General features: G+C 65.0%; 21 protein-coding genes. 14 read left to right on the top strand and 7 right to left on the bottom strand.

Going from position 1 to position 23,984, the window contains the following annotated elements; genetic code table 11:
* Positions 1-10: 10 nt before the first annotated feature.
* Positions 11-1,015: a ribonuclease Z gene (locus GQB00_RS11430; protein WP_165856304.1), complete on the bottom strand. Its 1,005-nt coding sequence runs from the start codon at positions 1,013-1,015 to the stop codon at positions 11-13.
* 132 nt (positions 1,016-1,147) lie between these two features.
* Here GQB00_RS11430 and GQB00_RS11425 point away from each other — a divergent pair, with 132 nt between their 5' ends.
* The 4 genes from GQB00_RS11425 (at position 1,148) to GQB00_RS11410 (ending at position 4,905) form a co-directional block, all read left to right on the top strand.
* Positions 1,148-2,530, top strand: coding sequence for a ribonuclease J (locus tag GQB00_RS11425; protein ID WP_165856303.1), 1,383 nt, complete (start codon positions 1,148-1,150; stop codon positions 2,528-2,530).
* A gap of 266 nt (positions 2,531-2,796) precedes the next feature.
* A complete protein-coding gene (locus GQB00_RS11420; protein ID WP_165856302.1) occupies positions 2,797-3,219 on the top strand; it encodes a hypothetical protein in 423 nt (140 codons plus the stop codon).
* A gap of 36 nt (positions 3,220-3,255) precedes the next feature.
* On the top strand, positions 3,256-4,233 hold the full coding sequence (locus GQB00_RS11415; protein WP_165856301.1) for a hypothetical protein: 978 nt from the start codon (positions 3,256-3,258) through the stop codon (positions 4,231-4,233).
* A 288-nt stretch (positions 4,234-4,521) separates the two neighbouring features.
* Positions 4,522-4,905 carry a septal ring lytic transglycosylase RlpA family protein gene (locus GQB00_RS11410; RefSeq protein WP_165856300.1) on the top strand — a complete coding sequence of 128 codons (384 nt, stop codon included), beginning with the start codon at positions 4,522-4,524 and terminating at the stop codon, positions 4,903-4,905.
* A 45-nt stretch (positions 4,906-4,950) separates the two neighbouring features.
* Here the strand turns inward: GQB00_RS11410 and GQB00_RS11405 are convergent, their stop codons facing one another.
* From GQB00_RS11405 to GQB00_RS11380, 6 genes are all read right to left on the bottom strand, one after another.
* Complete coding sequence (locus tag GQB00_RS11405; protein WP_165856299.1) at positions 4,951-6,417, bottom strand: patatin-like phospholipase family protein; 1,467 nt, start codon at positions 6,415-6,417, stop codon at positions 4,951-4,953.
* 67 nt (positions 6,418-6,484) lie between these two features.
* On the bottom strand, positions 6,485-7,480 hold the full coding sequence (locus GQB00_RS11400; RefSeq protein ID WP_165856298.1) for an aldose 1-epimerase: 996 nt from the start codon (positions 7,478-7,480) through the stop codon (positions 6,485-6,487).
* 69 nt (positions 7,481-7,549) lie between these two features.
* Positions 7,550-8,185, bottom strand: coding sequence for a 2-dehydro-3-deoxy-6-phosphogalactonate aldolase (locus tag GQB00_RS11395; protein WP_207950672.1), 636 nt, complete (start codon positions 8,183-8,185; stop codon positions 7,550-7,552).
* Positions 8,186-8,210: 25 nt separating this feature from the next.
* On the bottom strand, positions 8,211-9,149 hold the full coding sequence (locus GQB00_RS11390; RefSeq protein WP_165856297.1) for a 2-dehydro-3-deoxygalactonokinase: 939 nt from the start codon (positions 9,147-9,149) through the stop codon (positions 8,211-8,213).
* On the bottom strand, positions 9,146-9,910 hold the full coding sequence (locus GQB00_RS11385; protein ID WP_165856296.1) for an SDR family NAD(P)-dependent oxidoreductase: 765 nt from the start codon (positions 9,908-9,910) through the stop codon (positions 9,146-9,148). Before GQB00_RS11385 ends, GQB00_RS11390 begins: the two co-directional genes overlap by 4 nt.
* A gap of 1 nt (position 9,911) precedes the next feature.
* Entirely contained in the window at positions 9,912-11,639 is a 1,728-nt protein-coding gene (locus GQB00_RS11380) for an IlvD/Edd family dehydratase (RefSeq protein WP_165856295.1), read from the bottom strand.
* 361 nt (positions 11,640-12,000) lie between these two features.
* On the opposite strand from GQB00_RS11380, the gene GQB00_RS11375 reads away from it, so the two are divergent.
* The 10 genes from GQB00_RS11375 to GQB00_RS11330 all read left to right on the top strand — a co-directional run bounded on the left by GQB00_RS11375 (position 12,001) and on the right by GQB00_RS11330 (position 23,984).
* Positions 12,001-12,789: an IclR family transcriptional regulator gene (locus GQB00_RS11375; protein WP_165856294.1), complete on the top strand. Its 789-nt coding sequence runs from the start codon at positions 12,001-12,003 to the stop codon at positions 12,787-12,789.
* The gene (locus tag GQB00_RS11370; protein ID WP_165856293.1) at positions 12,789-13,706 is read left to right on the top strand and encodes an SMP-30/gluconolactonase/LRE family protein; all 918 of its coding nucleotides are present in this window, start codon (positions 12,789-12,791) and stop codon (positions 13,704-13,706) included. The genes GQB00_RS11375 and GQB00_RS11370 overlap by 1 nt, the downstream gene beginning before the upstream one ends.
* Positions 13,707-13,805: 99 nt before the next feature.
* On the top strand, positions 13,806-15,401 hold the full coding sequence (locus tag GQB00_RS11365; protein WP_165856292.1) for a solute:sodium symporter family transporter: 1,596 nt from the start codon (positions 13,806-13,808) through the stop codon (positions 15,399-15,401).
* A gap of 320 nt (positions 15,402-15,721) precedes the next feature.
* Positions 15,722-16,036, top strand: coding sequence for a helix-turn-helix domain-containing protein (locus tag GQB00_RS11360; protein WP_165856291.1), 315 nt, complete (start codon positions 15,722-15,724; stop codon positions 16,034-16,036).
* On the top strand, positions 16,036-17,310 hold the full coding sequence (locus GQB00_RS11355; RefSeq protein ID WP_165856290.1) for a type II toxin-antitoxin system HipA family toxin: 1,275 nt from the start codon (positions 16,036-16,038) through the stop codon (positions 17,308-17,310). Before GQB00_RS11360 ends, GQB00_RS11355 begins: the two co-directional genes overlap by 1 nt.
* A gap of 3 nt (positions 17,311-17,313) precedes the next feature.
* The gene (locus GQB00_RS11350) at positions 17,314-18,147 is read left to right on the top strand and encodes a hypothetical protein (protein ID WP_228276700.1); all 834 of its coding nucleotides are present in this window, start codon (positions 17,314-17,316) and stop codon (positions 18,145-18,147) included.
* A gap of 5 nt (positions 18,148-18,152) precedes the next feature.
* The gene (locus GQB00_RS11345; protein ID WP_165856289.1) at positions 18,153-18,950 is read left to right on the top strand and encodes a hypothetical protein; all 798 of its coding nucleotides are present in this window, start codon (positions 18,153-18,155) and stop codon (positions 18,948-18,950) included.
* A complete protein-coding gene (locus tag GQB00_RS11340; protein WP_165856288.1) occupies positions 18,940-21,906 on the top strand; it encodes a hypothetical protein in 2,967 nt (988 codons plus the stop codon). Before GQB00_RS11345 ends, GQB00_RS11340 begins: the two co-directional genes overlap by 11 nt.
* Positions 21,896-23,350, top strand: a complete 1,455-nt coding sequence (locus GQB00_RS11335) for a hypothetical protein (protein WP_165856287.1) — start codon at positions 21,896-21,898, stop codon at positions 23,348-23,350. The genes GQB00_RS11340 and GQB00_RS11335 overlap by 11 nt, the downstream gene beginning before the upstream one ends.
* Positions 23,337-23,984 (top strand): condensin complex protein MksE, encoded by a 648-nt coding sequence (locus GQB00_RS11330; RefSeq protein WP_207950671.1) that lies wholly within the window; start codon positions 23,337-23,339, stop codon positions 23,982-23,984. Before GQB00_RS11335 ends, GQB00_RS11330 begins: the two co-directional genes overlap by 14 nt.

The raw sequence follows: 23,984 nt of genomic DNA, 5'->3' as shown, positions 1-23,984 counted from the left end.
GCCGGCGGCCTTAATTGGCGGCCGGTTCGCTTTTCTCTCCGGCCGGCTCGTCCGTCACCGCGACGAGTCGGCCGTCCCGTTCCAGCCGATAGCGATCAAAATCCCGCGCCAGGTTGAGGTTACCGGAATAGAACCGGCGCGCCTCTTGCTCGATCTCATCGATCAGCGGCGCCGACGGGTGGTTGAACTGGTAGCGCGAACTGAAGTGGGTCAGCACCAGGTTAGGCAGCCCCACCGCCTCGGCAAAGCGCGCCACCTGCTCGGCCGAACTGTGCTGGGGTTTGGGGCCGACGTGGTCGGACACCGCCTGGGTGTAGGTGGACTCGTGGATCAGCACCTGGGCGCCTTCGCAAGCCTCGCGCAGGCATTCCGGCGTGTCGTTGTCGCCGCCCACCACGACGCGCCGCGGCGTGCGGTGGATGGCGGTGTAGTCGTCGCTGCGCAACACCCGCCCGTCGTCCAGGGTGACGTCCCGTCCCCGCTGCAGCTCGCCCCAGCTCGGGCCAGCTTCTATACAGTCTGCCCGCAGTCTGTCCGTCAGCAACTGGCGCTCCAGATGCCTTTCCGTGAAGACGTAGGCCACCGTCGGCACCCGGTGGGAGAGGGCGGCGGTGGTCACGTGGACGTGCCCGTCCTGCCATTGGAAACCGTCGGCGTGGACCTCGATGAACTCGATGTCGTAGCCCAGATGGGAGTCGGTGGCGGCCAGGGCGGTCTCCACGTAGGCCTTGATTGGCCCCGGCGCGATCAGCGGCAGCGGCTCGGTGCGCCCGGCCATGGAGGCGCTGGCCAGCAGCCCCGGCAGCCCGAAGCTGTGGTCCCCATGCACGTGGGTGATGAAGATGGCCCGCAGCTGCACCAGGCTGTGGTGGGTGCGCTGCAACTGGTGCTGGGTGCCTTCGCCGCAATCGACCAGATACCAGCCCTTGGGCCCGCCGTGCTGGAGGGCCAGGCCGGTGACGTTGCGCTGACGGGTCGGGGTGCCGGCGGAAGTACCCAGAAAGGTGAACTGCATGCTCGATCCGTGGTCCGTGGATTCACCTGCATCATGGGGTAAATCGCCATCCGCGACCAGTGGCGGCGGACGTGGTCTGTCCCGAGACGTTACACTGGCGGCATTCCATTTCCGGACAACGGCGACCCAGGCATGACTCCCGACCACAACGACCTCTGGTTCCTCCCACTGGGCGGCACCGGCGAAATCGGCATGAACCTCAACCTCTATGGCCACGACGGCCAGTGGCTGATGGTGGACTGCGGGGTGACCTTTCCCCGGCCGGGCCGGGTGATCGCCGACGGCACCGTGCACGGGCGTGGCGAGCCGCCGGTGCAGATGGCCGACCCCGCCTTCATCGCCGACCGCCGCGACCGGCTTGCCGGGCTGATCATCACCCACGCCCACGAGGACCACATCGGTGCCGTGCCGTATCTGTGGCCGCTGCTGCAATGCCCGGTCTACACCAGCCGTTTCACCGCAGAGATCCTGCGCCGCAAACTGGCGGAGTTCGACCTGCTGCACCGGGTGCCCATCCACGTGGTGGACGTGGACGAGCGCCGCTCCATCGGCCCGTTCGACGTGCAGTGGCTGGCCCTGACCCATTCCATCCCCGATCCCAACGCCCTGATGATCCGCACCCCGGCGGGCAACCTGTTCCACAGCGGCGACTGGAAGCTGGACGAGGAACCGCTGGTGGGCCACGGCTACACGCCGGGCACTTTCCAGGCGCTGGCGGAGGAAGGCGTGGCGGCCATGGTGTGCGACTCCACCAACGCCACGGTGGCGGGGCATTCCATGTCCGAATCGGCGTTGGAAAAGGGCCTGCTGGCCGCCACTCAGGATGCACCGGGCCGCGTCATCGTCGCCTGCTTCGGCAGCAACATCGCGCGCCTGCACACCCTCGCCAACGTCGCCCGCGCCACCGGCCGCTACATGGGCCTGCTGGGGCGCTCGCTGATCAACATGAGCGGCGCCGCCAAGGCCGCCGGCGTCTGGAACGCCGACGACCACCTCATCAACCCCGCCCACCTGGGTTACCTGCCCCGGGGAGAAGTGCTGGCCGTCGCCACCGGCAGCCAGGGCGAACCCCGCACCGCCCTGCGTCGCATGGCCATGGGCTCGCACCCCGACGTGGAGCTGGAACCCGGCGACCGCGTCATCTTCAGCGCCCGCGCCATCCCCGGCAACGAAGACGCCATCGAGGCCCTGATCGCCAGCCTCAAAGAGCAGGGCGTCGAAGTCATCACCGCCGAAGCCGCCGACCTCCCCATCCACGCCTCCGGCCACCCGGCCCAGGACGAACTGCGCGCCATGTACCAGTGGGTCCAGCCGGACGTCGCCATCCCCGTCCACGGCGAAGCCGAACACATGGACGTCCACGCGGGGCTGGCGCGGGACTGCGGCGTGCCCAAGTCCCTGCTGGGGCGCAACGGCGACCTGTTCATGATTCGCCCCGTGCCGGGGATGCGGCGGCAGGTGGCGGAGACGGGAAGGCTCGGTTGGGAGAGAGGGGAACTGGTGAGGGTGGTTTGAGGCGCCCGGTGGTTGTCAGGCGAGGCGTATTGACTGCGGTGCCCGCCTGCCCTCAGCTCTGCGTGTTAATACCGGTATGTCGGAATCACAAAAAGAAGACGTCAAACGAACGCATGGCGCCAACGGCGACAAGGCGCTAGGGTGTTGTTTAAAGGGAATTAACGACCGTGGCAAGACTGCCCGTAGGGCGACATTATCGAGAGCGCACGATTATTCGATATTTTGGAACGCGGTCTAAGGACTGTTAGCGCCTATGGAGATTTCATATGGATAGTTACGAAAAACACGATGTCGCCGCGCGTGGTCTACAAAAGTTGACGGAAATGCATCAAGAGTTCCTGGCAGAGCTAAGAAAAAACCAGGGGCAGCCAGAGAATATGGTGGGGATGGTGGCGGTTAATGGTGATGCCGTGTCCTTAACATCATTAGGGATTGAGCTTGAAGTTCGTCATCGCCCCATAGCGATCGACGGTGTGCCAAAGGCTATTGAGTATTTGGCAGTCGCTGAGCACGACGGAGAGCAATTAGTGGTATTCAAGTTCTACCTGAATTCGTCGTATGTCTTGAGTAAGGGTTTGGGCGCAGAATCCGTCTTATGCGACTACAACAACAGGCGCATTGGAAGAATATTGGCTTGCGAAGCTGCGGATGAATTACTTACATCCCCAATTTTTCAACCTACGGAATAAGAGCTAACAAGGCAGACTATGTCAGTAAAGGCAGACATGATTTTCATAGTCGAGGATGAATCCCAGATGCCCTCATCCTCAAGGTTCAATATCCACCGGGAAACCTATAATCCAAACTTTTCGACGCCTACCGAAAAGTCGACCTCGGATGGCTCGGCGACAGTGTTGAGCCAAGCCGATAAATTGTCTCTTGCACTCCGAGTTGCCTCTCTACCTTTCACACCATTGGCTGTGGCCGCAGGTGCCACAGCTGGACTTAATCTGGCTAATATCTTCAACGAGAACACTTCACTTTCTGAAGATGAAAAGATGAGAAAACGATTAGCCGAAGATGAGTTAAATCGATTTCTCGTCAATCACGCGATGACGTCTGACATAGCGAAGTCCCTTGGATTTCGGTTTCCTCCAGGGCATCCAAGAGTAGGCTCCAGCTACAGGCTTCACCCGCTAGCTGAGCATGGAGACAGCACTAAAGAGACGGTTTATATTCCCGAGGACAAATATGACGAGATACTCTTCGAAGAGCGGGAAGCTGAGCTGATTAAGTTCTTGGTTAATCTCGGTGCCACCCGTATTTCAATGACGCAGTTAGAAAGCACGGACTCGCATCGTGAATTGAAAGGTGACATCAGTGGCGGTAACAGCTTGGTCGAGGCTAGCGCGTCCGCAGGAGCTGATGATAGAAAACTCGGTTCTCGGAGTTGGGATAGAGAGTTTGTGCTCAACCCTAACCAATCAAAATTGAAGCCCATCGATAAAAAAGAATATGCATGGGTCAATTTTGAGCCCAACTGGCAATCGATTTTGGTAGCACGCGAGGTAGGGGGGTGCACAAAAGCTTCAATTCTTCTCAAAGAGGAAACGGCATTCTCGACGACTAAGACTGCTTCAGCACACCTTGCCAGCAAAGCAGCGAAGGGCGGTGTATCGGCCTCAGCGGAGGGTGGGGTTAGCTCCAAAAAGAGCGTACTTATTGAGGTCGAATTTTTTTCTCTGAATCATCAAGCGGAGTGAATGTTTAAATATCTGCCAGATGAAGAAGGTCGGGGTCATGAAGAAGGTCGGTGTCAAGTCTTGCCTTTTGCCCTTGTCTTATTTTTACGTTTACGCTCTCGCATAGAGAAAAACGCAAGACTTGACCCCGCGCGCCTTGCTCGCCCGCCCGGTGGACATCGAGGATGTGCGCGCCCCGGGTGAGCAGGCATAATCAGAGCTCGCACCGGATGTTGGGCAGACCGCGTCGCACGATTGGCGCGGCAGTGACGTCCGGCCCTGATGTGCACACGGTAGAAGATTCCGATTATGGCGGTTACCCCAGCGAAGATGTTGGCCATTGTATTCCTCAGCCTGATAGCCGGCTGCTCCACCGTCCCGTCCGGGGCCGGGGTGACCGGGTTCACGGAAACCGGGCAGGCGTCGTACTACGCGGATAAATTCCAGAACCGGAAGACGGCCAGCGGTGCCCCGTATAAACACGAGCTGCTGACCGCCGCCCACAAAACCCTGCCGTTTGGTTCCACGGTCAAAGTCACCAACACGCAGAACGGCAAGAGCGTCGTGGTCGAGATCAACGATCGCGGGCCGTTCGTGGCCGGTCGCATTATCGATCTCTCAAAGTCCGCTTTCAGGCAGATAGGGAACACGTCGGCGGGCGTGATCAATGTGCGGATTGACGTGCTGGATTAGTACCTGAAATGGCGCAACAGCCACTTTCAAGACAGCCCGTCCCGCTCACCCCAACGCCCGCTCCCTCTTAGCCCCGGCACTCGCCTTCAACCGATCAATGCACGTCCGGAACGTCCGGCTGACCAGGGTCTGGTCCCGGATCATGGCCATTTGTGGCCAGGTGGCCTGTTCGCCCAGGCGGATGTACATGTCCAGGTCGGCGTCGCTGGGGTTGGACAGCACCTTGCGGTACAGCAGCGGACGGAACGGGAACTGGATGTTGATGTCCCCCAGGTAGGACTGGGTGGCCATGGCGTGGGCCTGTTCGATGTAGGGGCGCAGGCCGGACTTGGAGCCCAGGTTGCGGGTCAGCTCCAGCATCGAGGCCACCTGGGCGTGGACGAAGGTCCCCGCCGCCTGGCGCACCGATGCGGTCAGGCCACGGTCGTGATGGTGGCTGATGAACGGCAGCACGTGCGGGTTGGCCTGGCTGACGATGGTCTTGTTCACGTTGTGCAGACGCGCCATGCGCATGGCCGGCAGGTCGCCCTGGAGGCTGCCGTCGATCCAGGTTTCGGTGGGCATGTAGGGGCTTTCGTCCGATTCACCGGCGGGGTCGCGGGCGCTCAGGGTGACCGGCGGGTAGATGCCGGGAATGGCGCACGACGCCAGCACGGCCGAGTCGATCATCACGTCCGGCGAGGCCAGTTCGTTGAGCAGTCGCGGCTTCTGCCGGGTGCGCGTGGGTGAGACGGAGATGTTCAGGGTGCGGCCGCTGTGCTCGTAGGCTTCGCGGAAACTGTAGCGGCCCACGTTGGTGCGGATGTGGGTCAGCAGCTGCTGCGCGTCCATGGCGTGGCCCTGACGCCACATGCGCGCCGGGGGCAGCCAGCGCAGGGCGTCGCGGTGGACCCGTTCCGGCTGGGTGAAGAACTCGGCCAGTTCGGTCTGGTTGCGCGAGCAGATTGACGCCGCCAGGATGGCGCCCATGCTGGAGCCGGCGATTACGTGGGGCAGCAGATTCTGGGACCAGAGCGCGCGGGTGACGCCGAAATGGTAGATGCCGAAGGCCGCGCCGCCGCTGAGCATCAGGGCGGTGTGGCCGAACACCCGCTCGGCCTCGCGGAACAGGTTGAGCTTCTGTTCGTCGGTCGCGCCCGGCAGCGGGTGATCGCAGATATAGAGCATCGACTGCTCCACTTCGTCGAGGAAGCGGGAAACCAGATGCTTGGTGCCGGTGCGGGCGACGCTGTAGAGATCCGGGTTGGAGAGTTCCCCCAGGTGCCGGTAGAGACTTTCCTGCAGGGTGCGGATCAGCGCGGTGGGATCGCCGGCCTCGCGTTGCCGGCGGAGATCGTCGGCGTGTTCGCGCACCAGTGCGGTGTGCAGCATGCGCGTGTCGTCACGCTCGCGCCAGGCGAGTTTGCCTTCCAGATCGTCGAGCTTCTCGGCGGCGTCGAACCATTCGTCGTAGCTCGTCGCCGAGTCGAGAGCCTGTTGCAGCTGTTTGCGGGCTCGGGCTTTGCGTCTCATGGGCCTTACCTTAGCGCAGCAAACGGGACGTTGTGAGTCACAGAGTGTGGTGTGACTGGATTGTAACCTATCCGGTGTGTTCGCGACGGACCCGCAGGCTGGCGCCAAACGAACGTTCGGCCCCCGGCACCAGGCGGATGGCCCTGGCCAGCTCCGGTCGGTTAAAGGCGTCGGGCATGAATTCGTTGGGCTCGATGGCCAGTCCCGACGGCTGATCCGCCGGCAGGCTGTGGCCCGTGTAGACCTGTACCACGCCCCGGTCCTGGGTCAACGTCAGGCTCCGCCCGTCCGACCCGGTCAGCGTGCTGACCAGTCCGCCGTTGCCGTTCGGGCCCCAGTAGCAGTCGTCCAGACGGCTCTGCGCCAGAGCCCGGCCTGGCGCGCAGAAATCGTGCTCGGTGCCGCGCACGTGCTGGTAGGCGTCGTTGCCCGGCAGCGGGATCAGGCGGGCGTCGCTGACGATGCGCTCGGTGTGGGGCAGGGTCAGGCGGCAGTCCGCCAGCGCCTGGCCCGGCAACCGCAGGTACGGGTGCCAGCCCAGCCCGAGCGGCGCGTCGCTCTCGCCGTCGTTGCGGGCGGTCAGCGTTAGGCGGAGGCCGTCGCCGCTCAGCTCGAAGCGGGCGCTGAGGTGTACGTGGAACGGGTAGCCCGGCTGCTCGGCGGACCGCAGGGTGTCGCAGGTCAGTTCCACGGCGATCCGGTCGGCTCCCGGCTCGATCTGGCCCGCCTGCCAGACCGCGTCCATCACCAGGCCGTGCAGGCTGTTGCCGTCGTCATCCCGCTTGGCGAACTGATGCTCGGCGCCGTCGAACACATAGCGCCCGTCGGCGAGGCGGTTGCTGTAGGGCGCCAGGATCGCCGAGCGCGCGCCCGTGAGAGCGGCGAAGTCGTCCGGCGTGGCGTAGCCGCTGACGACCGAATCCGGGCCGGTCTCCGGCAGGCTCAGGGACAGCAGCGTGGCGCCGCGCAGGGCAATCTCGGCCCGGGGCGTGCCGCCCGGGCCCTGCAGGATCAGTGTCGGGTAGGGGCCGAAGCGGCCTTCCGTGGCGGTGTAAGTGGTCAAAGCCGGGCTCTCTTTCTGGTCACTTTAGGCAGATAGGCAGACGCGCAGGGGCGTTTGGCGCGGAGGCGGTTAGCCGGGAATGCCACGCCAGGCGGCCACGTAGGCGTCGGCGGCCCGGCGCACGGTGGCGGCGTCCTGGCCGGCCTTGTACAGGCCGGAGCCCAGGCCGAAGCCGCGCGCGCCGGCCTTGGCGAAGTCCGCCAGGTTATCGGCGCTGACGCCGCCGGTGGGGGCGATGACGAGGTCTGGCGGCAGCACCGACCGCATCGCCTTGATGCCCTCCGGACCCACCAGGTTGGCGGGGAAGATCTTGAGCGCCTGGGCGCCGGCCTTGAGGGCGCTGAAGGCTTCGGTCGGGGTCATCACGCCCGGGAACACGTCCATACCCGCTTCGACGCCGGCGCGGATCACCTCGGCGTCGGCGTGGGGCATCACCTGCAGGCGGGCGCCGATGCGCTTGAGTTCGGCCACGTCCCCGGTCGTGGTGACGGTGCCGGCGCCGATCAGGGCCCGGTCGCCGAAGCGTTCCACCAGTCGCGCGATGGTGTCGAACGGCTGCGGCGAGTTCAGGGGCACTTCGATCAGCCGGAAGCCGGCGTCGATCAGTTCGCTGACGATGGCGTCCGCCTCGTCCGGCCGGATGCCGCGCAGGATCGCGATCAGCGGCATTTCCTCAAGGTAACGCATGCAGTCTTGGCTGGGCATGATGCAATCTCGATGTCGGTAAACGTTAGAGCGCCGCGTGGCGGGCCAGGTGGTGCAGGCCGCGCACGGCGGCGATGTCGCCGTCGATCGTCCGGGTGGCGAAACCACGGGCGTCGAGGGCGCGGGCGTACAGGTCGTTCAGGGTGCCGTTGCCGATCAGCGTGACCGGTGCGGCGGGTGCCAGGGCGTCGGTCATGGCGCGCACCTCGTCGCCGATCAGCAGGCCGGAGAGGTAGGCTCCAGCGCGGTCGGCGGGCAGATCGCCCAGCAGCACTTCGGTGCGGGCGCTGAATAGGTGGTGCAGCAGGCCGCCGGGCCGGTCGGCCTGGGCCAGCCCCCGGTCGAACGCGGCGTTGTCGGTGCCGCCGTCGGCCGCGAAACGCTTGAGCAGCGTGTGGCCGCGCAGGGCGGAAAAGGCGTCGCCGGTCATGGCGGTGCTGAAGCCGCGCACCTGACGGCCGGCCAGGGTGACCCACTTGGAATGGGTGCCGGGCAGGCAGACGATGCGCTCGCCCGGGGTGTCGCCGTCGTCCAGCGCCCCCAGGATCTGGATTTCCTCGCCGCGCATCACGTCCGGGTTGTCCGCCACCGAACGGCCGCTGAGGCCGGGTACGATGTAGGCGGCGCGGCCCAGGCCCAGGTCGTCCACCCGCACCAGCGCGTTGACGATGTCGTCCACGCTGGCGGGGCAGGGCAGGTAGGGCACTTCGCGCAGGCCGTCGGCGCTGCCCACCATGCCGGCCATCAGCAGCGGGACCTCCGGCAGGTCGGCCAGCCAGTGGCCGAGTAGTTCGTCCAGCGCGGTGCCGAACCCGTCCCGCTCGACGTGGAGTATGCCGCGCGCCGCCTGGGTGCGATCCACCACCGCGCCGTCGGCGTCCAGCAGCGAGGCGCGGAAATTGGTGGTGCCCCAGTCGACGGCGATCAGGCGTGCGGTCTGTGTCGTTTTCGGGTCGGCGGTCATACCCGCCCTCCGTCGATGATGTGGCTCTGGCCGGTGATCAGCGCACTGTCGTCGGCGGCCAGGAACAGTGCCAGTCGCGCCACGTCCGCCGGGTCGATCTTGCGCTTGAGGGCCTGCTGCTGCATCAGTTCCTGTTCGGCCTCGTCGGTCAGCCACAGGTCGATCTGGCGATCGGTCATGACCCAGCCGGGCAGCAGGGCGTTGACGCGGATGTTCTCCGGCCCCAGCTCCCGCGCCAGGCCTTTGGTCAAACCGACGATGCCGGCTTTCGCGGTGACGTAGCCGGGGTAGCCGTCCAGCCCCAGCAGGTAGCTGTTGGAGCTCATGTTGATGATGCTGCCGCCGCCGGCGTCGCGCATGGCCTCGCGCACCGCCTGGCTGGAGAAGAAGTGCGGGCGCAGGTTGACCGCCATGCCCTGGTCCCAGTCCTCGGGGGACAGGTCTTCCAGCTTGTGGCGGTCGTCCCGGGCGGCGTTGTTGATCAGCACGCGCACCGGGCCAAAGGCGTCGGTGACCCGGGCGATGGCGCCGCGCAGGGCGTCGATGTCGCGGATGTCGCAGGGCACGAACAGCGGCGGCGTGGCGCTGTTGGCCAGGCGCTCGCTCAGGGCCCGCCCGGCGCTCTCGTCGATGTCGAGGAAGCCGACGCGGGCGCCCTGGCCGGCGAAGGCCTCCACCAGCGCGGCGCCGATGCCGGTGGCGCCGCCAATGACCAGCACCGTGCGCTCACGCAGGCTGGGGTAGTGGGCGAACTCGGCCATCTCAGTGGGACTCCCGCGTCACCACGTGACCGCTGCTGCCCTTGAGGAAGTCCAGATCCGCGCCTTCGTCGGCCTGCAGCACGTGATCGATGTAGAGGCGGTAGTAGCCTCGCTTGTGGGGCGATTCCGGCGCTTCCCACGCCTGCTGACGGCGGGCCAGTTCCTCGTCGGAGATGTCCAGGTGCAGCTTGCGCGCCTCCACGTCCATCTCGATCCAGTCGCCGTTCTCCACCAGCGCCAGCGGGCCGCCCTCGTTGGCTTCCGGCGAGATGTGCAGCACCACGGTGCCGAACGCCGTGCCGCTCATGCGGGCGTCGGACAGGCGCACCATGTCGGTGACGCCTTTCTCCAGCACTTTGGGCGGCAGCGGCATGTTGCCCACTTCCGGCATGCCCGGGTAACCCTTCGGGCCGCAGCCCTTGAGCACGAGGATGGAGTTTTCATCCACCTCAAGGTTGGGATCGTCGATGCGCGCCTTGAAGTCTTCGATGGTCTCGAACACCACCGCCTGGCCGCGATGCTTGAGCAGGCCTTCGCTGGCGGCGGACGGTTTGATGATGGCGCCCTGCGGGCACAGGTTGCCTTTGAGTACGGCGATGCCGGCGGCCGGGCGCACCGGGTTGTCCATCGGGCGGATGATGTCGTCGTTGAAGCATTCCACCTGGTCCAGCGCTTCACCGATGTGCTTGCCGGTGATGCTGGGGGCGTCCAGGTGCAGCTGGTCGGCAAGACGCTGCAGCACGACCGGCAGGCCGCCGTTGTAGTGGAAGTCTTCCATCAGGTATTTACCCGACGGCATCAGGTTGACCAGCAGCGGCACCTCGCGGCCCAGGCGGTCGAAGTCCTCCAGGTCCAGGTCGATGCCCAGGCGACCGGCGATGGCCAGCAGGTGCACCACGGCGTTGGTGGAGCCGCCGATGGCCGCGTTCACCTTGATGGCGTTCTCGAAGGCTTCGCGGGTCAGCACTTTGGAGATGGTCAGGTCCTCGTGGACCATTTCCACCATGCGCATGCCGGTGAGGTGCGCCAGCACCTTGCGGCGCGCGTCGACGGCCGGGATGGACGCGTTCAGGGGCAGGGCCATGCCCATGGCTTCCATCAGCGAGGCCATGGTGGAGGCGGTGCCCATGGTCATGCAGGTGCCCGGACTGCGCGACATGCAGCCTTCGGCGTTGAGGAACTCCGGCAGGCTCATGGAGCCGGCGCGGACCTGCTCGCTGAACTTCCACACGTCCGTGCCGGAGCCGATGTCCTGGCCGCGGTACTTGCCGCTCAGCATCGGGCCGGAGGAAATCACGCTGGTGGGCAGGTCGACGCTGGCGGCGCCCATCACCTGGCCCGGGGTGGTCTTGTCACAGCCGCCCAGCAGGACCACGCCGTCCAGCGGGTTGGCGCGGATGGATTCCTCCACGTCCATGCTCAGCAGGTTGCGGAACAGCATGGCGGTGGGGCGCATCTGGGTCTCGCCCAGGGACATGGCCGGGAACTCCAGCGGCACGCCGCCGGCTTCCCAGACGCCTTTCTTGACGTGCTCGGCGATGTCGCGCAGGTGGGCGTTGCACGGGGTGATTTCCGACCAGGTGTTGCAGATGCCGATGATTGGCCGGCCATCGAAGGCGTGATCCGGCAGGCCCTGGCTCTTCATCCAGCTGCGGTGGATAAAGCCGTCGCGGTCGTGCTTGCCGTACCACTGCTGGCTGCGCAGCTTGCGGTCTTTGCTGTTACTCACTTGGTCTCTCCCGAAGTTCTATCGATAGCCTTTGCTCATCGCCGTCATAGGTCATCATGGATCGGTGCCGTTCCCGGGCGTCGACAGGGCGATGGTTTCCAGTCGTTGAGCGTGCGTTATGCCCAGATGGAGGAAAGGGCGGGGTTTATATTGCTCTAAGTTCCAAATAGTGGAACTTGTGTTCCATATGAGGGATAGTGTTAAATTCGCGCCCGGTCCGTGTCAAGCCGTACGCTCTTTGTACAGGTCATTTGACGAACGAGGACCGCGCTTGACCCGCTCGCTTGAGCAGGTCCATATTACGGAACTTCGTTTCCCGGATGTGGAACGTGGTTTTATTTTTCGGTAAGGGTGGTGACCCATGTCATCGATCGACAAGGCCATTCAGGTGCTGGAGGCTGTCTGCGACAGTCCGGAGCCAGTCCGGTTTACGGACCTGGTGGCACGTCTGCAATTGCCCAAGTCCACCGCCCACCGCCTGCTGGCCACCCTGGTCGATCAGGGCATGGTGCGTTACGACACCGGCGATCAGCGTTATTCGCCCGGCTACCGTCTGCTGAGCCTGGCCCAGCGCACCTGGGAAGGCCTGGAAATTCCGCGCGCGGCCCGTGAATCCATGCAGCGCCTGTTGCACGAAGCGGCCGAGACCGTGCACCTGGCGGTGGTCGACGGTCACGAGATCATCTACATCGACAAACTGGAGAGCCCCAAGACCATTCGCCTGTACTCGGCGGTGGGCAAGCGCGGGCCGATGTACTGCACCGGGGTGGGCAAGGCGATCCTGGCGTTCCTGCCGCCGGAGCAGCAGGACGAGGTGATCGCCCATACCGAGTTCGTCCGCCACACCGTCCACACCATTGCCGATGAGACCGCCCTGCGCCAGGCGCTGGCGGACATCCGCGCCCACGGCTGCGCCTTCGATATGGAAGAACACGAAGAAGGCATTCGCTGTGTGGCGGCACCGATCTTCAACTTCCGCGGCGACGTGGTGGCGGGTATCAGCATCACCTCGGTCGCGTCGCGGATGCCCACCAACCGCCTGCAGGATCTCCAGCCCCTGTTGCTGGACGTGGCCCGCACCATCTCACGCGAGCTGGGTTACCTGCAGCCGGCGGATCACGATTGGCGCACCAGCGAGGAGGCACCGTGATGACCGAGTCAGCACCGAATTTCCAGCCGTTTGATTTCAAACCGCTTCTGGAAGACCGCTTCGCCCTCGGCGAGGGGCCGCACTGGGACGCCGAGCACGGCGAGTTGCTGTGGGTCGACATCGTCGGGCGTAAGGCCTTTGCCCACGTGCCGGCCAGCGGCGAGACGCGACACTGGTCGTTCGACGACACCGTCAGCGCCATCGCGCCGCGCGGCAACGGGCACTACGTGGTGGCCGCCGGCCGCGGCGTCTACGACCTGGACCCGCAGGACGGCCGTCTCACCGTCATCGCCGAACCTGCCGAAGAACCCGCCGAAAACCGCACCAACGAATCCCGCGTCGATCCCCGAGGCCGTTTCTGGATGGCCAGCATGCAGCAGAACATCGGCCCCAACGGCGAGCATATTCCCGTGCGCCAGAGCAGTGGCCTGCTGTGGTGCATCGACACGGACGGCAGCGTGCGGCAGGTGGCATCCGGCATCGGCATCAGCAACAGCCTGGTGTGGAGCCCGGATGAAACCCGCATGTATTTCGCCGACACGCTCAAGGGCGTGATCTGGCAGTACGACTGGGACGCCGACACCGGCGCCGCCAGCAACCGCCGGGTGTTTGCCGACACCGAGGGTTACGGCAACCCGGACGGCTCGGCCATGGACGAGGAAGGTTGCCTGTGGAGCGCCCGCTGGGGTGCCGGCTGCCTGATCCGTTACCGGCCGGATGGCGAAATCGACCGCATCGTCGAAGTACCGGCGCGCTGCCCCAGCAGCTGCGTCTTCGGCGGTCCGGATCGCAAGACGCTCTACGTCACCACCGCCTACGCGGAGCTGGACCCTTCGGAACGCGGGCCTTGCGACGGCGCGCTGCTGGTGGCGGAGACCGATGTGGTCGGCCAGAGGTGCTTCACCTTCAACGGCTGACCATTCCAACACGCGACAGGACGGACCCATGCTGACCCAGGTAATGCGGCGTCGCGAATGAATTCACCCAACTGATGTTTCCAAGAACAAGGACAAGCTATGCACGCACTCACCCTAATATCGTTCCTGTTTTTTACAGGGTTGGTGGCCCTGATTACCTGGGTGGTCACCCGGCGTGACGACCACGCCAGCACCCGTGGTTACTTCCTGGCCGGTCGCAGCCTGACCTTCCCGCTGATCGCCGGCTCCCTGCTGATGACCAACCTGTCCACCGAGCAGATGGTGGGTCTCAACGGCGCCGCCTTCACCGATGGCCTCAGTGTGATGGCCTGGGAGGTCGTCGCCGTTGTGGCCCTGGTGCTGCTGGCGCTGTTCTTCCTGCCGCGCTTCCTGCGCAGCGGGATCGCCACTGTGCCGCAGCTGCTGCGCATTCGTTTCGACGAAGGCACCCAGCTGATCTGTAACATCATCTTCCTGCTGGCCTACGCGGTGATCCTGCTGCCGATCATCCTGTACTCCGGCGCGGTGGGGCTGCAGGGCATGCTCGACCTGCAGGGGCTGACCGGTATCCAGTCCGACACCGTACTGCTGTGGGGCACTGTCTGGATTGTCGGCATCATCGGTTCCGTCTACGCCCTGTTTGGCGGTCTGCGCACGGTCGCCGTGTCCGACACCCTGAACGGTGTGGGTCTGCTGATCGGCGGTTTCGTGATCGTCTACTTCGGCCTGCAGGCGGTCAGTGACGGCTCCGGCATCCTGGCTGGCTGGGATATCCTCAAGGAAGCCAACCCGGACAAGCTGAACTCCATCGGTGGTGCCGAACAGCAGGTGCCGTTCGCCACGCTGTTCACCGGCGTACTGCTGATCAACGTGTTCTACTGGACCACCAACCAGCAGATCATCCAGCGGACCTTCGCTGCCAAGAACCTGGCTGAGGGCCAGAAGGGCGTGCTGCTGACCGGCCTGTTCAAACTGCTGGGCCCGCTGTACCTGGTGCTGCCGGGCATCATCGCCTACCACCTCTACGCCGGTGACGACATCCGCGCCGACGAAGCCTACGGCCACCTGGTGTTCAACGTGCTGCCGCCGTACCTGACCGGCTTCTTCGCCGCGGTCATGGTCGGTGCGATCCTGTCCTCCTTCAACTCGGCCCTGAACAGTACCACCACGCTGTTCAGTCTCGATCTGTACAAGGGTGTGATCAACAAGAACGCCACCGAGGAGCAGGTGGTCAAGGTCGGTAAGATCTTCGGTTGGATCATGGCCTTGGCGGCGATGATCATCGCGCCGCTGCTGGCGGGCCAGGAAAGCCTGTTCGGCTACCTGCAGAAGATGAACGCCATGTACTTCATCCCGATCCTGGCGGTGGTGCTGGTCGGCCTGCTGACCAAGCGCGTCCCGGCCGTAGCGGCCAAGATTGCCCTGATCGGCGGCTGTGCGGTGATCGGTCTGGTCTACTTCGTGCCGCCGTTTACCGGCGTGCTGGACGTGGTCCACGACTTCCACTTCGTCGCCCTGGTCTTCGTGGTGCTGGTGGCCATCATGCTCCTGCTCGGCAAGCTCGCCCCGCGCGCGACCGCCTGGGTGCACGAAGACGCCGGCAAGGTCGACCTGACCCCGTGGAAAGGCGCCGTCCCGGCCGGCATCGTGCTGGTGATCCTGGTGATCGCGATCTATCTGGCGTTTGCCGGTTAACGACCGCAAAACCCCGGTCGCTGACGTTCCGTCGGCGGCCCACTGAATACGCCGCCGGTTTATCTCACCGAGTGAGACAGAGCCGGCGGCGTTTCTGTTTCTGGGCGAGGGATTCCGCTCGCCATCTTTGTCCCGCCAATGTTGAAAGGCGCGCCGCCGTCATTCTTTTTATTCCTTCCTGAACAGCTTTTTCGTTGTTAAATCGTCAATAAACATCTCATAAATTGTTTTTACTCTAATTAACAGCCTTTGTATTGTTTCAAAGGCGAATAACAGCCAATATGCTGTCAAAAGATCCGTAAACGGAAGGGCAATCGGGTATGCAATCCCTCGCGGAACTGACGGACATTCTACAGGCGCGGCGCAAACAGCTTGGCCTGAGCCAGAAAGACATGCGGATGCGCATCGGTATGTCCCAGCAGCAATACCAGAAGATCGAATCCGGCAGCGACGTGCGGCTGTCTACGCTGCTGCGCATTCTCGAGGGTATGGGCCTGGAGTTGGCGATTCGTCCGCCCGGGCAGGAGAGCGCTTCACGCTCGGTTGACCGGGCATCGACGGACGCGCGGGCAGATATCGAGCCCGAAGCGTCCGTCTGGTCGGTGGAACTGGGCGACCTGAAGGACAGTGAGTGATGGTGGTGCAGCCCGAGCGACAGGAAGCGGTTGAAGGTCTAGCCATCGAACTGTATGGCGAGCGGATCGGCGTGCTGGTCCATTACGCCGGTGGCCGGAATATCCTGACGTTCGATCCCGCCTATGTGGAGGGTGTGGCGAACGATCCGTCCCGCCGGCCGACGGCAACGCTGACGCAGCAGGTGAGTGAGCGCTACCTGCAATCCCCGAAGATGGCGTCCCAGCGCCTGCCACCGCTGCTGTCGAACCTGCTGCCGGAAGGCGCGCTGCGAGCCTGGATGGCGGACGCCCTCAAGACGCACCCCGACAACGAGTTCCCGCTGCTGGCGGTTGCTGGACAGAATCTCCCCGGGGCCTTTGTGGCTCATCCCCTGACCCAGGGACGCATCCCGTCCTGGGCGTTGTCGTCCCGCGAGCGGGTGCAGCCGATTCAGATTAACGTCCGTGGTCCGGGGCAGCGGTTTTCCCTGGCGGGCGTGCAGATGAAGTTCTCTGCCCGTCGCCGGGACCAGCGATTCAACATCACCGCCGAAGCGGGCGGGGACGACTGGATCATCAAGACGCCGTCCAGCGTGCATCGCCAGGTGCCGGCCAACGAATACACCGCCATGCGCCTGGCCGAAGCCGTTGGCGTTGATATTCCGGACATCGAGCTGATCCCGCTGGAACAGCTCGGGAACCTGCCGGATATCCAGCTGGGGGAGGGCGAAGCCTACGCGATCAAGCGGTTCGACCGCAGCCCTGGCGGGCGCGTTCACGCGGAGGATTTCGCTCAGGTCTTCGAGTGCTTTGCCCACGACAAGTACGGTGCGGCCAACTACGAGCAGGTCGGCCGGGCGCTCTACCGGTACGGCGAAGACGGCCTTGCCCAGGTCCAGCAGATGGCGCGGCGACTGCTGGTGAATATCCTGCTGGCGAACGGGGATGCTCACCTGAAGAACTGGTCGCTGGTCTACCCGGACCGGTACCATGCACGCCTGTCACCGGCGTACGACATCGTCACGACCCTGGCCTATGTCGAGGGCGAGGCGGACGCCGCGCTGAACATGGCCGGAATCCGGCGCTGGCAGGGGATGAGTCTGGCGCATTTCCGAACCTGGGCCGAGCGCATTGGCGTATCATGGCCGGCGATTCGGGTGCACCTTGAGGCGGTGATGGCGCAAGCCCGGTCGGAGTGGCCGGATCGCCTGGCCGACTTGCCCATGGCGGCGACTCACAAGGCCTTGCTGCGCCAGCACTGGCAGAACCTGCACAACGATTTTCGGTTGGATTGATCCATGGCAAGACGTGTTTTCAGGGGCCGGCGGGCTTTACTGTCCGGCCTGTTGTTGATGACGCCACTGCTCACGTACGCCGCATGTCCGCCTGAGCCGGCAACCGCCTACGAACGCGCCTTTTGCCAGATCAGGGCCAAGGGCGGCGGTGCGGCTTTGCCGACGTTCGAGGACTTCCGCCGCAATACGCCGCAGGTCCAGGCGCTGCTGCTCAAGCGGCCGGCGGCGCGGTGGGGGATTGCCTTGCCGGAGCCGGCGTCGCAGCCCGGTCCTGCGAGCGATACGGGAGCGCCGTCCGTGCCTTCGCGAGAGCCTGCCGAACCAGCAGCGCCCGAACCGCCGCAGGTGACTGAATACGCGTCGGGGCTGTCGGCCTGCGATCTGGAGATGGATACTGTTCGCTGCTCCGACGGTCTCTTCCGACTGGCGGTGAACCAGCCCAACGGCGCGCTGGCGCCGGGTGTTCTGGACGCCAACAATCGCCTGGGTCTGAGCCCGTTCCACGGCGACGCCGGCGACGAGGCGGCGGTGCGCGCCTACCTGTCCGACGCCTACGACCGCTACATCGCCAAGATGCTGGAGATAGGCCTGGGCGGGGCGACCATGAGCTTCACCCGCTTCTACAACAGTTTCCACCGTCACCGGGCCGAAGGCGTCGACTTCGCCCAGCGCATGGAAGACACCTTCCGCTATCTCAAACAGGACAAACGCAACCTGGCCGTGGACGCACGATTGGCGGAGGGCTTTCCCGCGTCGATGGAGAACTGCGCACGGTCGGGTGAGGCGGTGATCGTGTGCGACAATGTGGCAACCAATTGGGTTTACGTCCGGGACTGAACGGCATGAGTTCGGCATTGGAGAAATACCTGGCCGCCATTCGCGAGGGCCGACCGATCAACTTCGAGGCGTTCCGCAAACTGTTGCCCGCAAGCATCGCCGGTCGCTGGTCCCGCCACTTCGATGTGGAACGGGTCTCGCAGCAGCGTTGGCGGGTGCGCATTGTCGACACGTCGGTTGCCGCCGAGCTGGAGCAGTTGGCCCGGGTTCCTGGTACGCGGCGCGAAGCGGCGTTGCAGGGCGATTCCCACCGCCGGGAAACGGCAACGGCCTTCGTTCTGGTTTACCATGAGGCGCTGATCGATCCGCGGCCGGATGTGGTGTGCCTGAACGCCGGACGCTGCCACCTGGGCTTCGCGCCCAAGGCGACTGCGCTGGTGGTGGAGAACGAGGACAATTTCGCCCAGGCCCGCCAGATGCTGGCGTTCGCCGCAAGCTGCCTGGGCGAGCCCCTGGCGCTGGATTGCTGCGACGTGGTCCTGGGCGGTGGCAACCGCGTTCTGCGGGCGCCGGTGATGGATTGGCTGGCGGGCTACGACCGCGTTCTCTGCGCTTTCGATTACGACCTGGGCGGTCTGAAGATGTTTCAGGCGCTGCGGGAACGGCTGGGCGATCGCGCCCACTTTCTGCAGCCGCCGGACTGGACGCTCTATCACGCCGGGTTCTGCAAGACGCCGGGCTCGCCGCAGCGGTTAATCGAGGCCATTGAGCGCGCCGGCGCACTGGGTTTCACCGGTCTGGCCGAGCGTTTCCGCGAGACCCGGCAATTCATGGAACAGGAGATCATTCTGGATGAGCACTGAGGGAGCGCCCAACGCCGAGGCGCAGGCGTATTTCCGTTTCGGCATCCGCCGTCTGGTGCTGGTGGACTCGGCGGGCTTCTGTTACGTCGAGATTCCCCTGAACCAGCACGCCCTGCTGCTGGGCAGCGGCAACCTCGGCAAATCGAGCCTGCTGAACTCCCTGCGTCTGTTCCTGTTGCCGGAAAACAACTTCCGCAACAGCAAGAACAAGTTCGCCTTCCGCAACGCCAGCGCCGGCAGCTTCTACACCAACGAGGAAAGCTACCAGCACTACTTCCCCAGCCAGTCCAGCTTCCTGATCATGGAAGTGGAGAGCCCGTCCGGCACCCACTGCCAGGTGCTCTACCGGGACCAGAGCAGCCAGCTCAGCTACGGCCGGATCTTCGTGCCGGTCGCTTACGACCAGCTGCGCGGCCTGTTCTGGCGCTGCGAGGAGGACGACGCCGACGGCATCGGCCAGGCGGTGGAGGGGCTGACCGTGGCCCGGGTGACCGAGGCGCTGAAGACGCTGTCCCGGGAGACGACGGTCAGCAGCGACCCCACCAGGCTCAAGCACATCCTCTACAGCAGCGACCTGATGTCGCCGGACGCGGTGCGCTACTCGGTGCTGCCCCTGGCGGACCCGGACGAGCGCAAGATCCAGTCCCTGCGCACGCTGATTCTGCTGCTGTTCGAAATGAAGGCGGACGACAAGGCCATGGCCCACGCGGTGGCCAGCATCATCGAGGCGGACAAGAAATTCGCCGACGACGCCTTCGAGCTGGACATCGACCAGTTCCTCGACCGCCACGACCAGCTCAAAAGCCGCCAGGAACATTTGACTCGCGTGGAAAGCGCGCGGCCCCAGTTCGATAAATTGCAGAGTGCGTTCGAGCGCTACCAGACCCTGACCCGCACCCAGCACGATTTTGCGGCCTTCCGCGACGGCCTGACCGCGGCATTGGCGGAGATCGGCCAGCAGCGTCAGCAGGCGGACCGCGAGCGGGACGAGCTGCAGGGCGCGCAGAAACAGTCCCAGAAGCAGCTCAACAGCCTGAAAACCGAGCAGAACCGGCTGGAAGGGGAGATCAAGGCGCAGACCTCCGTTCTCGACAAGGCGGAGAAGGTCCAGAAGGACGGCGAACTGCTGGTGTCCCGCTACGGCGACCTGACCGCCGATGAGATCCAGGCCACCCTGAACGAGGCGCTGGAAGACAGCCAGGCCCAGCTCAATGCGCTCAACAGCGCCGCCCAGGCGGAACAGCGCAAGGCCCAGCTCACCCGTACCATCGACCAGCTGGACGCGGACCTCAAGGCCCTGGCCGAGCGCGAGCAGCGCGCCCAGTGGCAGTTGCAGAACCAGCTCGACGACGACGTCATCGCGCCGCTGCGGGCGGTGAACCCGAAGCTGGTGTCGGCCAGCCCGGGTCAGGCGCTGGACGAGGATACCAAAGCCACCCTGGGCCGCATGGCCGAACTCTTCGCGCAGACCGACCGGGGATTCGACTGGTTCGACACCGCGTTCCCGGCCCGCGCGCCCCAGGCCGATGATTTCCCGGCCCAGCGCCACAAGCTCGAAGGCGAACTGAACGCCGCCCGCCGCCATCTGGCGGAACTGGACGACTCGGCCAGCGGCGGCCAGGACCGGCCCCAGCGCATCCAGCAGGCGGAGAAGGACATCGCCGCCACCCGCAAGGAGCTGGACATTCTCAAGCGCCTGCCCAGCGCCGCCACCAACATCGAGGACGCCACCCAGGCCATCGACGAGGCCAACAAAGCCGTCGCGGCCCTGGAGGAGAAAACCGCCATCGAACGCGAGCGGGTGGAAGCGGTCGGCACCAAGCTGGACAAGGCCCAGACCGTCGCCCGCCGCGCCCAGGAACGGGAAACCGAGTTGCTGCACCTGCAGACCACGGTGAGCGGTGACATGCGCCGCTTCCCGTCCCTGAAAACCGTGGAGGCGGACGCACCGCTGGCGGCCGAGGCGGTGTCCGTGGCGCGGCTGGACGATATCCGCAGCGGGCTGGAGGAACTGGAACAGCTGCGCTTCAACATCCTCGAGAGTCTGCGCCGGCTGATCAACAAGGGCATCGGCGAGGACCGGGAAGGCCTGCTGGAGAGCGACAGCCCCAGCTGGCAGGCGATCCGCGACACCTTCAAGGCGCTGGCCGACCTGTTCGCCGGCCTGGCCGAGAGCGGCCGCGTACTGCGCGAGCAGATCGACTCCCACAACGAAACGGTGGCGAGCTACCGCCAGGCGCTGAAGGCCAACAGCGAGCACATCCAGCGCTTCGAAGCGGCGCTCAACCGGGAGCTGGACGGCGTCACCATCAACGATCTGGTGGAGATCCGCGTCGATATCCACACCGATCCCAAGTTCCACAACCTGGTGGAAGAGTCCGCCGCGATCGATCCCTACGCGTCCGGCAAGCTGCAGTCCGATGCCTTCTACGACCGCCTGCGGGTGTTCGTGGCGGAATTTTTCGGCGACCAGAAGAGCGGCAACCGCCTGACCATGGACAAGGTGGTGACCGGCGTCTCCTACCGCACCCGCAAGCAGTCCTCGACCACCCTGGACAGCAAGGGGCAGTCCACGTCCACCACGGCGCTGATCAACCTGGAGCTGGTGCACCGCCTGCTGCGGCGGGTGCTCTACCCGCAGATCAGCCTGTCGTTCCCGATGGTGCTGGACGAGCTGGCCAGCGTGGACGTGAGCCAGGTGCCGGCGCTGCTCGACCGGTTGCAGGACCAGGGCTTCAATCTGTTCTCCGCCGCCACCCACAGCGCCAGTCCCGAGCTGATCTTCCAGGTCGGTCGCCATCTGGAAGTGGGGCAGATGCGCACGGCGCGGCCCTACAGTGCCAGCCGCACGCTGGTGTTCTGGGGCGGGCCGGAAGGCTTCAGCGACCGCGAGGGCCTGTCGGAATGGTTCGACCAGACGCAGCACCACCTGCTGGAAGTGAGTCATGAGTCGTAAACGCTTCAGCACCCTCGACACCACGCGGTTGCTGTTCGAACACCCGCGCGTCCTGTTCCGGGTGATCGAGCGCATGGACCGCGAGTCGGTGCGCTACGTGCGCGAGAGCGAGCTGGCCATGGATGTGCTCGACTACGTCCGCAGCCTCAAGCGCACCGAGCAGGAGCGCATCCGCACCGGGTTCAGCACCGACAACCTGTTCCGCACCGGGCTGGTGATCGACATCGTCAAGGCGGAGGGCGAGCGCCGGCTGGTGTTCCAGGAAGCGCTGCTCAACCTGGTGCGGGCCTGCAATGCGTCGCTCTACCAGGAGCTGACCGACGCCCGCCTGCGCGGTCATCTGGTCACCCTGCGGGACATCCACGACCGGCTTACCCAAAGCACCTTCAACGACGCCGATCCGGATTTCACCGAGCTGCGCGACGACCTGAACGAGCGGGTCAGTCTGCTGATCGGCCTGCTGCGCCAGAACATCCTGCGCATGCAGACCCTGAGCGCCGACCTGGCGGACATGTCCGGGGACGCCAGCCGTGCGCCGGAGCAGTTCAGCCATTTCCGTCAGGACCTGCTGGAACGCATCGCGACCTTGTACGAGCGCCACATCCAGCCGACGCTGGTGTTCCTCAACCCGGACACGCAGCTGCCCGACGGCGCTAACCTGTTCGCCACGCTGGAAGGCATCATCCGCCTGCTGGAGCAGAACCGGCAGCAGGACATCGCCGACCAGATGTTCCGCTCGTCCCTGAGCCTCAACGCGTTGCACAAGCCGATCCAGACCCTGGCGGCGGAAGTCGATCATTTCCTGCGCAAGACCCGGCGCAGCATGGTCCAGTACAACGCCATGGAGCATTTCTTCGCTCAGCTGCGTGAGCTCAAGGAAGACACCGAAACCCTGAACCTGAAGAAGAAGTGGCTCGACGGCAGCGACTTCTCCCGCACCACCGGCTTCCTGGTCGGCCTCAAGGCCCAGAGCCGGCCGCGCCAGTATGCGTTCGGCCAGTCATCCAGCTATTACCAACTGCTGTTCTCGGAACTGGACCTGCGGCTGGCGGACCTGGGGCGCAAGGAACAGGTGCCCGACCTGGGCCGGGCGGCGGCTGCCGGGCGCAACCCGAAAGTGGACGCCGAGCGCATCCAGACCCTGTATCAATGGCTGGAATCCCTGCAGCTGCGGCCGACCCGGGATCTGGTGCGCGAGCTGCACGGCCGGCTCGACGGTGTCGTGGCGGGCTATCGCTTCCCGGACCTGCTGGCGGCGGTCAATCGCCTGAGCCATAAACACCCCGAGGGGCTGCAGGTGGTCACCACCAACCGCTTCAACACACTGGAGACGGAGAGCGGCCCCGACGACATCGCTGACGTCTTCGTCTACCGCCGGCGCCGCCTGGAGCCGCGCCCCAATGCACCGACATCACAGGGAGAGGCGAGCCATGCCGGATCTTGAACACACACCGACCGACAGCGTCGCTCCCGCGGAGCTGGATCACGCCGGCGGCAGCGGCTTCGACCGCATCGCCCCGGCGCAGAGCGCGGCCCTGTTCCGGGAGCTGGCGGCGGGGAAGGTCATCGTGCGCGACGTCTACAACCTCAACCGCGCCGAGCTGGAAGCCAACCCGCTCTACAACCTGCTGTACAACCACCTGGCCCATTTCCGGACCTTCTATGAACACCTGGGCAGCGAACTGGTGTTCAACGAGAACGGGGCGTTCTTCTACCTGCGCGAGAACACCGACGACGAGAGCGAGGAACACGACGAGAACGCCTTCCGCGTGCAGGTCTGCCTCCTGCTGATCGGCCGCTACTTCGCCCGCTCGGGACGTGATCTGGAATACCTGGGCCGGCCGGACGCCGGCCTGCGCGACGAGGATGTAGACGCCCTGGCCGCGGACGAGGAATACCGCGAGATGCTGCGCGCGGCCCGCTTCGAGAAAGGCATTGCCGAAGCCCTGGACTACCTGGGCAAACGCCAGCTGCTGTTCCGGACCGGCCCCAAACGCTTCTTCCTGAGCTCGGCGGGGATGCACTTCCTGCAGCAGTTGGTGGCGGCGTATGAGGCGCGGGAAGGTGTGTCGGGCTAG

It is taken from the genome of Marinobacter sp. JSM 1782161, from assembly GCF_011421605.1.
Classification (GTDB): Bacteria; Pseudomonadota; Gammaproteobacteria; order Pseudomonadales; family Oleiphilaceae; genus Marinobacter_A; species Marinobacter_A bohaiensis.
This window is presented reverse-complemented; position numbering and strand designations above follow the sequence as displayed.

Coding starts and splice junctions, on each gene's coding strand:
- GQB00_RS11395 (WP_207950672.1), bottom strand. CDS start 8,185: ATGCCCAGCCAAGACTGCATGCGTTACCTTGAGGAAATGCCGCTGATC.
- GQB00_RS11340 (WP_165856288.1), top strand. CDS start 18,940: ATGAGCACTGAGGGAGCGCCCAACGCCGAGGCGCAGGCGTATTTCCGT.
- GQB00_RS11365 (WP_165856292.1), top strand. CDS start 13,806: ATGCACGCACTCACCCTAATATCGTTCCTGTTTTTTACAGGGTTGGTG.
- GQB00_RS11355 (WP_165856290.1), top strand. CDS start 16,036: ATGGTGGTGCAGCCCGAGCGACAGGAAGCGGTTGAAGGTCTAGCCATC.
- GQB00_RS11385 (WP_165856296.1), bottom strand. CDS start 9,910: ATGGCCGAGTTCGCCCACTACCCCAGCCTGCGTGAGCGCACGGTGCTG.
- GQB00_RS11345 (WP_165856289.1), top strand. CDS start 18,153: ATGAGTTCGGCATTGGAGAAATACCTGGCCGCCATTCGCGAGGGCCGA.
- GQB00_RS11415 (WP_165856301.1), top strand. CDS start 3,256: ATGATTTTCATAGTCGAGGATGAATCCCAGATGCCCTCATCCTCAAGG.
- GQB00_RS11350 (WP_228276700.1), top strand. CDS start 17,314: ATGGCAAGACGTGTTTTCAGGGGCCGGCGGGCTTTACTGTCCGGCCTG.
- GQB00_RS11360 (WP_165856291.1), top strand. CDS start 15,722: ATGCAATCCCTCGCGGAACTGACGGACATTCTACAGGCGCGGCGCAAA.
- GQB00_RS11425 (WP_165856303.1), top strand. CDS start 1,148: ATGACTCCCGACCACAACGACCTCTGGTTCCTCCCACTGGGCGGCACC.
- GQB00_RS11370 (WP_165856293.1), top strand. CDS start 12,789: ATGACCGAGTCAGCACCGAATTTCCAGCCGTTTGATTTCAAACCGCTT.
- GQB00_RS11410 (WP_165856300.1), top strand. CDS start 4,522: ATGGCGGTTACCCCAGCGAAGATGTTGGCCATTGTATTCCTCAGCCTG.
- GQB00_RS11390 (WP_165856297.1), bottom strand. CDS start 9,149: ATGACCGCCGACCCGAAAACGACACAGACCGCACGCCTGATCGCCGTC.
- GQB00_RS11430 (WP_165856304.1), bottom strand. CDS start 1,015: ATGCAGTTCACCTTTCTGGGTACTTCCGCCGGCACCCCGACCCGTCAG.
- GQB00_RS11405 (WP_165856299.1), bottom strand. CDS start 6,417: ATGAGACGCAAAGCCCGAGCCCGCAAACAGCTGCAACAGGCTCTCGAC.
- GQB00_RS11330 (WP_207950671.1), top strand. CDS start 23,337: ATGCCGGATCTTGAACACACACCGACCGACAGCGTCGCTCCCGCGGAG.
- GQB00_RS11375 (WP_165856294.1), top strand. CDS start 12,001: ATGTCATCGATCGACAAGGCCATTCAGGTGCTGGAGGCTGTCTGCGAC.
- GQB00_RS11420 (WP_165856302.1), top strand. CDS start 2,797: ATGGATAGTTACGAAAAACACGATGTCGCCGCGCGTGGTCTACAAAAG.
- GQB00_RS11335 (WP_165856287.1), top strand. CDS start 21,896: ATGAGTCGTAAACGCTTCAGCACCCTCGACACCACGCGGTTGCTGTTC.